At 63.1% G+C, this 11,635-nt stretch carries 10 protein-coding genes; 4 read left to right on the plus strand and 6 right to left on the minus strand.

The genetic code is table 11. The features are described 5' to 3' along the window. Positions 1-192: 192 nt before the first annotated feature. The 4 genes from cls to IAU67_RS01375 all read right to left on the minus strand — a co-directional run bounded on the left by cls (position 193) and on the right by IAU67_RS01375 (position 4,332). On the minus strand, positions 193-1,656 hold the full coding sequence (cls, locus tag IAU67_RS01360; RefSeq protein ID WP_225723549.1) for a cardiolipin synthase: 1,464 nt from the start codon (positions 1,654-1,656) through the stop codon (positions 193-195). A 106-nt stretch (positions 1,657-1,762) separates the two neighbouring features. Continuing rightward, entirely contained in the window at positions 1,763-2,563 is an 801-nt protein-coding gene (locus tag IAU67_RS01365; protein ID WP_151842561.1) for an exodeoxyribonuclease III, read from the minus strand. Positions 2,564-2,573: 10 nt separating this feature from the next. Then, a complete protein-coding gene (locus IAU67_RS01370; RefSeq protein WP_151842560.1) occupies positions 2,574-3,638 on the minus strand; it encodes an N-acetylglutamate synthase, CG3035 family in 1,065 nt (354 codons plus the stop codon). After that, positions 3,631-4,332: a peptide deformylase gene (locus tag IAU67_RS01375; protein ID WP_151842559.1), complete on the minus strand. Its 702-nt coding sequence runs from the start codon at positions 4,330-4,332 to the stop codon at positions 3,631-3,633. The genes IAU67_RS01370 and IAU67_RS01375 overlap by 8 nt, the downstream gene beginning before the upstream one ends. Before the next feature lie 75 nt (positions 4,333-4,407). Between IAU67_RS01375 and IAU67_RS01380 the strand changes: the two genes are divergently transcribed. The 3 genes from IAU67_RS01380 (at position 4,408) to IAU67_RS01390 (ending at position 7,167) form a co-directional block, all read left to right on the plus strand. Next, on the plus strand, positions 4,408-4,629 hold the full coding sequence (locus tag IAU67_RS01380) for a DUF3263 domain-containing protein (RefSeq protein ID WP_151842558.1): 222 nt from the start codon (positions 4,408-4,410) through the stop codon (positions 4,627-4,629). Between the two features lie 53 nt (positions 4,630-4,682). Next, positions 4,683-5,849, plus strand: a complete 1,167-nt coding sequence (locus tag IAU67_RS01385; RefSeq protein WP_151842557.1) for a LytR C-terminal domain-containing protein — start codon at positions 4,683-4,685, stop codon at positions 5,847-5,849. A gap of 133 nt (positions 5,850-5,982) precedes the next feature. Next, positions 5,983-7,167, plus strand: a complete 1,185-nt coding sequence (locus IAU67_RS01390; RefSeq protein WP_151842705.1) for a glutamate--cysteine ligase — start codon at positions 5,983-5,985, stop codon at positions 7,165-7,167. Between the two features lie 106 nt (positions 7,168-7,273). Here the strand turns inward: IAU67_RS01390 and IAU67_RS01395 are convergent, their stop codons facing one another. Next, complete coding sequence (locus IAU67_RS01395) at positions 7,274-7,930, minus strand: 2-isopropylmalate synthase (protein WP_370451985.1); 657 nt, start codon at positions 7,928-7,930, stop codon at positions 7,274-7,276. A gap of 345 nt (positions 7,931-8,275) precedes the next feature. Further along, positions 8,276-9,736, minus strand: coding sequence for a dipeptidase (locus IAU67_RS01400; RefSeq protein ID WP_151842556.1), 1,461 nt, complete (start codon positions 9,734-9,736; stop codon positions 8,276-8,278). 241 nt (positions 9,737-9,977) lie between these two features. On the opposite strand from IAU67_RS01400, the gene groL reads away from it, so the two are divergent. Then, positions 9,978-11,618 carry a chaperonin GroEL gene (groL, locus tag IAU67_RS01405; RefSeq protein ID WP_151842555.1) on the plus strand — a complete coding sequence of 547 codons (1,641 nt, stop codon included), beginning with the start codon at positions 9,978-9,980 and terminating at the stop codon, positions 11,616-11,618. Positions 11,619-11,635: the final 17 nt, after the last annotated feature.

The raw sequence follows: 11,635 nt of genomic DNA on the forward strand, positions 1-11,635 counted from the left end.
CTGCCGTCACTTCCTTTTAGTGGGTGTTTCTATTACAGCCATAATGGTGTCTTCGTTATGTGCACATAGTACTGCAGACAGCACCATTGTTTGTGCGGGTACGTAAAACTTTTGGCTTATCTTAAGTTTTTCTTTTTTAACGTAAAGAGTGGTTCCCGTGTAACGCTCCTGATCATTCCTTAGCGCAGGTCCTTATTGCAGGGCACTGGTGAGGCGGCACAGATTGTCCACATACTGCTTGTACCAGGGGCGCGTGTTCCATTCCTCGGCGGTCAGCAGGGTGGATTTATCCTTGTAGTCCTGTGCCAGCTCATTGAGCGACTCAAGCATCGCGCCGTCGCCCACCATGAGGCTGCACTCGTAGTTCAGCCAGAAGCTGCGCATATCCATATTGGAGCTGCCCATCACCGCCACTTCCTCGTCGGCGATGAGGAACTTGGAATGCAGCACATACGGGGCGGGGTAGAGGTACATCTTCACTCCCGCGTCCAGGAGCTCTTGGTAGTAGGAGGCCTGGGCATGCCCCACCATTTTCTGGTCGGACTTCTCGGAGACGTACAGCTCCACGGTCACTCCGCGGTAACACGCGGTGGTCACGGCCTCCAGGAGGGACTCGTCGGGGATGAAGTAGGGGCTCACGATCCGCAAGGACTTCTTGGCGTGGTGGATCAGGGAGTTAAACAGCCGCAGGTTCGGTTCGGTGGTGAACCCCGGCCCGGAAGGCACCACCTGCATGACGTCTGTGCCCACGTCGCTGTTGTCATCCTCCAGCCAGGTGGTCAGTTCGCCCGGCGTCATGAAGTCCAGGGTTTCTCCGGATTCCGTGTACCAGTCCACGGCGAAGACGGAGTTGATGGAGGAGACCACCGGGCCGGTGATTTCCGCCATGACGTCCACCCACTGGCGGCCCACCTTGTGGTTCTTCTTGTTCTGGTACTCGGGCTCCACGAGATTCTGGGATCCCATGAAGGCCCACGTGCCGTCGACGATGACCAGCTTGCGGTGGTTGCGCAGGTCGGGGCGCCGGAAGCGCCAGCGCCAGGGCTTGAGCGGAAGCATGACTTCGTACTGCACGCCCATGCGTTCTAGTCGCTTGCCGAGCTTCTTGTTGCCGGGGTACTTGTGGGCGCCGATGTGGTCCCACAGGAAGCGCACATCCACGCCGCGTTTCGCGGCGCGCTCCATGGCGTCGAAGAAGGGTGCGGTGGTGCTGTCGTAGGCGGCGATGTACATCTCCACGTTGACGAAGTACTTGGCCTTGTCGATGGCGGCGGCCATGGCCTTGATGGATTCCCGGTAGTCGCTGTGCAGCGCCACCATGCTTCCGGCCACGGGCGGCAGTGCCGTGAGCTCACGGTTCAGTGCCACCAGGCTTTGGATTTCCCTGGACAGCACCATGTTTTTCGGGGTCTCCGGCTCCTCGGCAGACATGGTCCGGATCAGCTCGTTCGCCCGATTCTGGATCGTGTGGCGCCGACGGTTGATGTAGGGCGAGCCCATCAGGAAGTACAGAAGCAGGCCGATGAACGGCAGCAGGAAGATCGCGAGCAGCCAGGCCATGGCGCTGCTGGGGCGCCTGTCCTTGGGCACCCAGCCCAGCGCGATGAACTTCAAAGTGTAGTCGGCGATGACGATCAGGTACTGCCACCATTCCATGTCGCGCAGGACTGTCTGCACGCTCCCGGAGAGCAGCTGATAGAACTCGACGATGATCGGATCCATGGTGCGGCCTTTGTGTGCTTATACGTAGAGGTTGGTGTGTTTAGGGCAGGGTGTAGTCCACGATCACGGGAGCGTGGTCGCTAGCGCCCTTGCCGGTGCGCTCGTCGCGGTCCACGCGGGCATCCGTGGCGGTCACGCCTCTGGCGTAGTGGAGGTCGATGCGCATGCCTTCGTTCTTCTGGAATCGCAGAGCCTGGTAGTCCCAGTATGTGTACTGGTCCTGGATCAGCTCGGTGGCCTGGGTCATGCCGGCGCGTTCCAGCTCGTCCAGGGCCGTACGTTCTCTGGGGGTGACGTGCGTTTTCCCGTCGAAGAAGCTGCGGTCCCACACGTCCTTGTCCCGTGGGGCGATGTTGTAGTCACCCACCAGGATGAGCCGGTCGGCACCCCCATCCGCGGCGTCCTTGCCGGCGTAGCCCGCCAGGGCCTTCAGCCACCGTAGTTTGTAGGAATAGTGGGGGTCGGAGATCGCCCGGCCGTTCGGCACGTAGAGGCTCCACACCTCCACGCCATCGCCGTCGCCAGCGCCGCCGCCCACGGTCGCCCCGATCGCGCGTGCCTCCAGGGCCTGTTCGGCAGTCAGGTCCTTGTTGAACCCGGGCTGCCCAAACTCCGTCTTCACATTCTTAAGCCCAATGCGGGACAGTATCGCCACGCCATTGAAGGAATGCAGTCCGAAGTGCGCCTGTTCGTAGCCGGTATCTGTGAAGTCGGGGAACTGGGCGTCGGTACGTTTCGTTTCCTGCAGGCACAGGACATCAACGTCGGCGCGTTGAAGGAACGCCCGCACACGTTCTTCGCGCGTGCGGACGGAGTTGATATTCCACGTGGCGATTCGCATGCGTCCCAGCCTACTTCCCAGGGTGCACAGTCAACGAACGATGCCGGTGATGCTCGGAGAACCCCAGCCGGTGATAGAGCGCCCGGCCTGCGATGTTGCTGGCGATGACGTCCAGGTATGCGGCGTGAGCGCCATGTTTCGCGCCCCAGGTGAGCATCGCCGCGCCCATTGCCGACGCCAACCCTCGACGACGAAAGCCTTCCGCCACCTCCACGGCCGAAAAACCGAGCCAGTTGCGAGAACCGCCCTCGGTGATGGTGCCACGTGTGATGGCGGCGAGGTGCCCATCGACGTAGAGGGAGGCGAAGCACATCTGGCCGTCGATCTTTTCGGTGAGTAGCCGCAGTGCCTTTTCCGGTAGGGGTTTGCCGCGGAAGTGGTACATGGACAGCCACTCGGGGGTGGGGTGGTCGTCTAGGCGGAGGTCCAGAGTGCTGCGGGCGAAGAGTTCCAGCTCGGGGGCCACGTCGTCGAGGTCGTCCAGCTCGCGGGTCATGACGATGATCTCGGGGCCCCGCTCGCCGGGCAGGGATTCGGCGGTGCGGCCGATCCGGTCGGGGAGGAGCAGCATGGTGGGCAGGTTGTGCTCCTGGTAGAAGGCGGTGATCTCCTCGAGAGGCACGGGCTGCACTCCCGCATTGGGGCCGATGGGGACGGCGGAGTTGGAGCGTTCGGTGATGCCGTCGCCGGCGCGGGCGAGCCAGTGGCCGATCATGGTGTTCTGGATTCCGGGGAAGGCCGCGGCGGTGGCGGCTTCCACGGCGCGGATGTCGGAGTTGCGCACGGGCGCGGCGGAGAGGGTTTTGAGCACCACGACGCTGCTCGCATCCAGGGTGAGCTGGGTGCGCTGCGCGCTGTCGATGACCAGCGGGTCGACACTGCGGATCACGCCGATTACATCGGTGGCTTTGCCGGCGTGTTCGCCGTCGGTGAGCAGATAGCGCACGATCGCGCGGGTGCCGGGGTGCACGCTCACGGGGTCGGTTCTGCGAGAGAGAGGAAAGGGGATGCCGTCCACCCGGCGTGCGCCGGAGGCGGCGGAGGCAATCTCGCCCAGGTGGATGTGCTCACTCATGCTGGCTGGTGGTGTCCAGGTCATCCAGGCCGCTCAGGCTGTCCACGTCATCCAGGTCGTCATGCCCGAAGGGATCCTTGTCCACGCCGGGCGTCCACGTGTTCCCACCGGAGGTCCACTTCTCGGCCTTGATGGCTTTCTTGGCCTGGCGCTTGTAGCGTCCGATCAGCATGTCGGTGTATAGGAACCCGTCGAGGTGCCCCACCTCGTGTTGGAGGCAGCGCGCGAAGAAGCCGTAGCCTTCGATAGAGATTTCCTGTCCGTGTTCGTCCAGTCCGGTCACGCGCGCCCAGTTGGCGCGGCCGGTGGGGAAGGAGTAGCCGGGGACGGAGAGGCAGCCTTCGTCGTCGTCCTCGTCGTGCGGCATGGTTTCGGGGATGGTGGAGGTTTCCAGCTGGGGGTTGATCACGCAGCCGCGGCGCATGGGGCCGCCGTTGGCGTCGATCTGTTCCTGGCTGAGGGTGGTGCCGTCGGGCCCTTCGATGTCCGGGCAATTGTAGACGAAGAAGCGCTTGTTGACGCCGACTTGGTTGGCGGCGAGCCCCACGCCGTGGGCTCGATCCATGGTTTCGTACATGTCGTTAATGAGGGTGGCGAGCTGCTCGTCTGGTTCCTGCCCCGGCTGTAGGTCGACGGGTTCGGTGGGATTGTGGAGGACGGGGTCACCGGCGATGACGATGGGCATGATTGACATGGGCTCTAGTGTAGCTGTGTGCCGTGACGCTGTGTGCGCCTGCCGCGGCTGCGGGCTGCTCTACAATGGGGACTCATGTTGACGGAGCGGGAAGTATCGATGCTGGAGTTCGAGCGCCAGTGGTGGCGCAATCCTGCGTTGAAGAATGAGCGCATCCGTCAGGAGTTTGGGGTAAGCCCGATCCGTTATTTTCAGCAACTCAATGCGTTGATCTCCAGGCCTGATGCCCTTGATTTTGATCCGACGCTGGTGCGCACGTTATTGCGGCGCCGCGATGGACGTGAGGCGGGCGAGTAGATTCGGCCCGTGTCGCTCCATGTGGCTGGTGTTACTGCAGTTACGATTGGGGCGTGTCTGAAAACTATCGCCCACGCCATTCCCTGGACTCTCGCTACAGCAACTACGACGCGGACTTCGATCTGTTCGAAGACCGCGTGGTAGAGCCGTACTCGTCTTCGGACGCTTCATCGGCTGACCCGGCTGCGCAGACTGACGCTGCTGCGGAGCGTAACCCGTACCTCGACGAGCCAGAGGAGAACTACGGCGCACGCGAGGGCGCCCCAGAGGACGGCATCCTGGACGCGGACTTCGAGCCCATCGACGAGCATGCTGGCGAGAATGCCGACGAGCGCGCCACCAGCCTCGGAGCTGGCGCAGCCACCGGCCTGGGCGCCGGCGCGGGCTTAAGCGCCGCGGCCGTGACGGTCGACCGTCGTCCCCTCAACCTTGCAAAGGATTCGGGCGCTGGGGTGGAGGAGGCCGGCGTCGGAGAAACAGGGACGGCAGCCGCTGCTGGGGGAGCAACGGATGAAGACGTCTTCGGCAACGGCGGCCAGCCGGCGGACCCCGACACCAAGGGTGTGCCCCTGCGCGGCCTGGTGATGATCCTGGCGGCGGTGGGAATCCTGTTGATCGGCTGGGGCAGCTACATGTTGCTCAGTGGTGATGATAAGCAGGAGACTGTGGCGTCGGAGAATAATGCGGGTGACAACGGCGAGCAGAACGCGCCGGGCGACAACGCGGGAGCAGCGGATCGGCCGGGCGGCAACGGCGCGGACAAGCCGGGCGCGGAGGCTGGGCGTCCGGGTGAGGTGAATAAGCCTGGGGAGAACGGCGATGGCCGGGATGGTCGCGACAACCCTGAGGCGAACCGCGACGAGAAGCCAGACAACGCGCCGGCAGGCCAGATCGACCCGGAGCACGAGTACATCGCCGTGCTGAACAACTCCCAGGTCAGCGGCCTGGCCGGCGACGTGGCGAAGAAGATCCGCGGCGGCGAGTTCAAGTCCACCGGCTACGGCAATTTGCCGACCGGCCGCTTCCCCGAGTCCGTGGTGCTGTACCCAAGCAACAACCAGCCTGCGCGCGAGGCGGCGGAGAAGCTGGCCCGGGATCTGGGCATCGCCGCGCAGGAGCGCACTCCGGAGATCGACGACAACCTGGCGGGCGCGGAGATGTTCGAAGGTGGCAAGCCAGCACAGATTGTGGTGGTGACGACCAACAGCATGCCGCAGTAGTAGTGCGCAGTAGCACCGCGGCAGTAGCAGTAGTCCGCCGCGATTGCCGCGGTTTATACTGAGACGAATAGTGCCGATTAGCCAGGAGAACCTCATGACTAGCTCCCCCTCGCACGCGGACGGTGTGTCGCGGATTGATTTCCCCGGGTCCGAACCGACCGTGGGTATCGAATGGGAAGTAGCGCTGGTGGATCCGAAGACCCGGGACTTGGTCCCTCGGGCCGCCGAACTGCTGGAGAAGATGGACAGCGATTACCTCGGCCACCGTGTGGTCCGCGAGTTCCTGGCGAACACGGTGGAGATGGTCACGGGCGTGCATCGTACCGTGCCTGAGGCTGTGGATGATCTGCGTCAGCAGCTCCTTCAACTCCTCGACGCCGCCGATCAGTGCGGAGTGCACCTGTTTTCCGCGGGAACTCACCCGTTTGCCCACTGGGGAGACCAGGTCTTGAGTGAGAAGTCCAGCTATCAGGAGATCATTGAGCGTACCCAGTATTGGGGCCGCCAGATGCTGATCTGGGGTATCCACGTGCACGTGGGCGTGGGCTCGAAGGAGAAGGTCTGGCCGATTATTAATGCGGTGATGACGCACTACCCGCATGTGCTGGCGTTGTCTGCGTCGTCTCCGGCGTGGGAGGGGCTGGATACGGGCTATGCGTCCAATAGGACGTTGCTGTATCAGCAGTTGCCCACGGCGGGTATTCCGTATCAGTTCGCCTCCTGGGAGGAGTGGGAGCAGTTCAACGTTGATCAGGATCGCTCGGGCGTGATTAATCACACGGGGTCGATGCACTTTGATGTGCGTCCGTCCAAGTATGGGACGGTGGAGATCCGTTTTGCGGACGCCACGATGGAGATCTGGGAGTTGGCTGCCATTGCGGCGTATATCCATTGCCTCGTGGTGTTTTTCGAGCGTCAGTATGACGAGGGGGAGGAGCTTCCTCTGCTGCAGCCGTGGCATGTGGCGGAGAATAAGTGGCGTGCCGCCCGCTATGGTCTTGAGGCGTTGATCATCACGGATCGGGAGACCACGGAGCGTTGGGTGACCGATGAGTTGAAGGACTGGGTGACAACGCTGATGCCTGTGGCCGAGGAGCTGGGGTGCGCTGCCGAGTTGGCGGATGTGCTGCGCTTGGTGGATCGCGGGGGCGATTATACGTTGCAGCGCAACGAGGCGAGGGCTGCGGGTGCGGCGTTGGAGCCGTCGGTGCGTACGCGTGGAGATGCGGGTGCTGAGGAGGGCTTCACGCAGCCGAAGGCGTGGGTCGCTGCGGTGGATCTGACGGTGGAGAGTCTGCGACGGTCCGTCGGCCGCTAACCCCCAAGCTTTCCTACAAATTGTTCGCCCAAAACGCCAGATTTGGCCCCAAATCTGGCGTTTTGAGCGAACATTTTGTGTGTGGGAGGGGTCTTATTGTGTGGAGTTAGCGCAGGTGCAGCGCGGTGGCCGCGCTGCACAGCGCGTTCGCAATCGAGAGGTCCGAGTCAGGGGCGAAGCCCACTGCCCAGGCACGCTTGTTGGCATAGGACGTGTAAATGAACGTGGCGGTGGCCTCGAAGATCTTGAACTGGTGCAGCTCCAGGATCTCCACCCGGTAGCCGTGGTCCGCCAGGATCTCGGTGATGGCGGAGCAGGCTCCCATGGCGTTGATCTCCACCTTGGTGCCGATGCCGTCAGCAGTGAGGCCGGTCATGGTGAGGGTGTAGTGGTTGCGGGAGGCCCGCTGGCGCTCGGAGGTCATGGTCTCGACGCGGATGTCGGAGGGCGCGTACGTGGCGATGAACTTCTTCCAGTCCATGTTGCGAGCCTCTTCACGCATGCCGCGGGGGAGCCTCTGTCCGAAGCGTGCACGGAACGGGTCTTCTGCGAAGGTGCGGGTGCGCTGCCGGCGCTGCTCGATGCGGGTCTTCTTGCGGTTGGTGTAGGTCTTCGCGGTGGAGCGGCGCAGTTCGGGCTGGGCGGTGTAGGTGGGGCGCTCGTCTTCGGGGCGGGCGAAGCGGATCAGGGTGGTGGTGTTGGTGGATTCGTCAAACATGTTGTCAGTAAAGGAATGTGGGTGCTGAGAGTTGTGCGTTGTCATGGTGAGTCGGTCCTTGGAGTCCTGTGTGCGATGTGCACCGTCGTGCTGTGCGCTTTCGTGCTGTGTGCCGCACGGAGTTGCTGTGCACAGTGTTGCTGGGATGTGGACCGACGCTCAAGCGGTTGGTGTGACCTGTAACCCCGTAGTGGAGGGGTCAGCCCTGTCCTCCACCCGGGTTGGGAACTCGCTTGAGTAGTGTGATCATGCGTCCAATCATAGTGCCCCTCATCACAAATCTCAAATAATGCGCAACAATGAGCCATATTGTCTCACATGTTGAGATTTACTCAGGGTAGGCAGAGGCTCAGCGCTAAGAAACAGCCTCAGCGCCAGTCTCACTCGACATCACGCCTCAGCGCCAGCCCCACTCTCGCGCACCCGCGCCGCCGTCCGCGCCATAAACAACAGCTCAGCCACGGCAATGTCGCGAATCTCATCGGGGTGCACGGACTCATCGGCTGAGTGAATCCGGCACGTCGGCTCCTCGATTCCAAACAGCGCTAGTTCCGCGTCTGGGTAGTGTGCCAGCAGCTTGTTGGTCAGCGGGATGGATCCGCCGGAGGCAACCTCCACTGCAGGCTTCCCGTAGGAATCACTCAGCGCGCCGGTGAGGTCCGCCAGGGCCGGGCCACTTGTATCAGCCCTGAACGGCTCGGCCAGCGAACCCCGCTCAATGCTCACCCGCCCATGCGTCTGGGCCCCTACCTTGTTAATGTGCGCGATCAGCAACTCCAGGCACTCCTGCGGCTCCCGTCCGGGTGGCACGCGCAGGGACACGTGCGCCGCCGCGCGCCCCGGCACGGCATTGATGGCGTCCTCCACGGACAAGGAGTCCAGGCCGGTGACGGTGATGGACGGGTTCATCACCGTCAAGTCGTTCGGCGCAAATCCGCGGGATGCTCCCAGCATGCTTACGCCGTCGACGGTCCCGGCGTTGCGGCAGAAGGTTGCTGCGTCGGGGCCGGTGCCCTCCCACCGTTCGGTGGGCGTGAGGCCGTCGATGGCCACGAGGCCGTCGGCGTCGTGGAAGGTGGAGATGATGCGGATCAGTTCCAGCAGCGCGTCCGGGGCAGCGCCGCCGAATTGCCCGGAGTGCATCGGCTGGTTGATCGTGTCCACGGTGAGCGTCAGCGTGGCCGACCCGCGCAGCGCGGTACACACGGAGGGCACGCCGAGCTCGTCGTTTCCGGAGTCCGCAATCAGGAACGTGTCCGCCTGGAAGAGCTCGGGGTTGGATTCCAGCAGGTCCTCCAGCCCGTAGCCGCCGCGCTCCTCGGAGCCTTCCACAACCACGCGAATGCCGATCTTCGCGAGCTCTTCGTGCCCCTCCTCGATGAGCGCGTTCATCGCATCGAGCACGGCCAGGTGCATCGCCACGTGCCCCTTGCAGTCTGCCGTGCCGCGCCCGTACCAACGCCCGTCACGTTCGCTGAGGGTCCAGGGGTCTGATGTCCATTCTGATTCGACGCCGGCCGGCTGTACATCGAAGTGCGAGTACAACATAACGGTGGGGTATCCGGGAGCTGCGTCGCGCACTCCGATGACGGAGGTGGATCCGTCGGTGGTGGTGTGTCCGTGGACGGGGATCCCTGCGGCGGTGAAGTGTTCGATGGTCCAGGTGGCGGCGCCGTCGTTGTGTTCTTGTAATTCGGGCACGGAGTGAATGGAGCGGAAGGCGACGAGTTCGCTGAGGTTCTTTTTCAGCTCGGGCATGCGCTGGGTAATGAGTTCGCGTGCGCGCTCGGGGCTGAGGGGTTGGCGTGGCTGAGTGTTTGGCTGGTTGTTTGTCTGGGGCGTGTTGTTCATGTTCTCCACCATAGTTACTGCTGTGTTCACCACCACGCTTGCTGCCGGGCTTGTCGCTGTGCTTGCACTCACCCGGCACGAGTGCTAGAAACGGGTTAGCACTTAAACAAACCGAGTGCCAGAAAATTTACCGTCAAGTTTAGTGAGGATGGGTGCCGCGACATTCGCCCATCCGTGCCGTCGCGGGCGCTGAGCTTGAGCCGTATGTGTCGCTCACACTCTAACGGAGGATCGAAGCCTTATGGCTAAGATGATTGCATTCGACGAAGAAGCACGCCGTGGTCTGGAGAAGGGTCTGAACACCCTGGCAGACGCGGTTAAGGTCACCCTCGGCCCGAAGGGACGCAACGTTGTCCTGGAGCGCAAGTGGGGCGCGCCGCTGATCACCAACGACGGCGTGACCATCGCCCGTGAGATCGAGCTGGAAGACCCGTACGAGAAGATCGGCGCTGAGCTGGTCAAGGAAGTCGCCAAGAAGACCGACGACGTCGCCGGCGACGGAACCACCACCGCTACCGTCCTCGCCCAGGCTCTGGTGCGCGAGGGTCTGCGCAATGTGGCCGCCGGTTCCAACCCGATGGGTATCAAGCGCGGTATCCAGACCGGTGTGGAGAAGGTGACCGAGGCTCTGCTGGACTCCGCGAAGGAGATCGAGACCAAGGAGCAGATCGCTGCCACCGCTGGTATCTCCGCTGCTGATGAGGAGATCGGCAAGCTGATCGCCGAGGCTATGTACAAGGTTGGCGATGGTGAGCTGAACAAGGAAGGCGTGATCACCGTCGAGGAGTCGAACGCGTTCGGCGTGACCCTGGAGGTCACCGAGGGTATGCGCTTCGACAAGGGCTACCTGTCCGGCTACTTCGCCACCGACGTGGAGCGGGGCGAGGCTGTCCTGGAGGACCCATACATCCTGCTGGTCAGCTCCAAGATCTCCAACGTGAAGGACCTGCTGCCACTGCTGGAGAAGGTGATGCAGTCCGGCAAGCCGTTGCTGATCATCGCCGAGGACATCGAGGGCGAGGCCCTGTCCACCCTGGTGGTGAACAAGATCCGCGGTACCTTCAAGTCCGTCGCTGTGAAGGCTCCGGGCTTCGGTGACCGCCGCAAGGCTCAGCTGCAGGACATCGCTATCCTCACTGGTGGCCAGGTCATCGCCGAGGAGGTCGGCCTGTCTCTGGAGACCGCTGACCTGCCACTGCTGGGTACCGCACGCAAGGTGGTTGTCACGAAGGACGACACCACCATCGTGGACGGCGCTGGCTCCGCAGAGCAGCTGGCTGGCCGTATCAAGCAGATTCGTCAGGAGATCGAGAACGCCGATTCCGATTACGACCGCGAGAAGCTGCAGGAGCGCCTGGCGAAGCTGTCCGGCGGTGTTGCTGTGCTGCAGGTCGGCGCTGCTACCGAGGTGGAGCTGAAGGAGCGCAAGCACCGCATCGAAGATGCCGTGCGCAACGCACGCGCTGCCGCTGAAGAGGGCATCGTCGCCGGTGGTGGCGCAGCCCTGCTGCAGGCAGCACACGTCCTGGATGACAACCTGGGCCTAGAGGGCGACGAAGCGACCGGTGTGTCCATCGTCCGCTCCGCACTGTCCTCCCCGCTGAAGCAGATCGCCCACAACGCCGGCCTGGAGCCCGGCGTGGTGGTCGACAAGGTCGCCGGCCTGCCTGTGGGCCAGGGCCTTAACGCCGCAAGCGGCGAGTACGTGGACCTGCTGGACGCCGGAATCTCCGATCCAGTGAAGGTCACCCGCTCCGCACTGCAGAACGCTGCATCCATCGCAGCCCTGTTCCTGACCACGGAAGCTGTTGTTGCTGACAAGCCTGAGCCAGAAGCACCAGCGATGCCAGGTGGCGATGAGATGGGAATGGGTGGCTTCTAAGCCCCCGTCCACATCGG

The sequence above is a fragment of the Corynebacterium zhongnanshanii genome (genome assembly GCF_014490575.1).
In the GTDB taxonomy this organism is placed as follows: domain Bacteria; phylum Actinomycetota; class Actinomycetes; order Mycobacteriales; family Mycobacteriaceae; genus Corynebacterium; species Corynebacterium zhongnanshanii.

What these genes read in the sequence shown, in the direction of transcription:
- cls (WP_225723549.1), bottom strand. Translation starts at nt 1,656, where the DNA reads ATGGAATGGTGGCAGTACCTGATCGTCATCGCCGACTACACTTTGAAG.
- IAU67_RS01365 (WP_151842561.1), bottom strand. Translation starts at nt 2,563, where the DNA reads ATGCGAATCGCCACGTGGAATATCAACTCCGTCCGCACGCGCGAAGAA.
- IAU67_RS01370 (WP_151842560.1), bottom strand. Translation starts at nt 3,638, where the DNA reads ATGAGTGAGCACATCCACCTGGGCGAGATTGCCTCCGCCGCCTCCGGC.
- IAU67_RS01375 (WP_151842559.1), bottom strand. Translation starts at nt 4,332, where the DNA reads ATGTCAATCATGCCCATCGTCATCGCCGGTGACCCCGTCCTCCACAAT.
- IAU67_RS01380 (WP_151842558.1), top strand. Translation starts at nt 4,408, where the DNA reads ATGTTGACGGAGCGGGAAGTATCGATGCTGGAGTTCGAGCGCCAGTGG.
- IAU67_RS01395 (WP_370451985.1), bottom strand. Translation starts at nt 7,930, where the DNA reads ATGACAACGCACAACTCTCAGCACCCACATTCCTTTACTGACAACATG.
- IAU67_RS01400 (WP_151842556.1), bottom strand. Translation starts at nt 9,736, where the DNA reads ATGAACAACACGCCCCAGACAAACAACCAGCCAAACACTCAGCCACGC.
- groL (WP_151842555.1), top strand. Translation starts at nt 9,978, where the DNA reads ATGGCTAAGATGATTGCATTCGACGAAGAAGCACGCCGTGGTCTGGAG.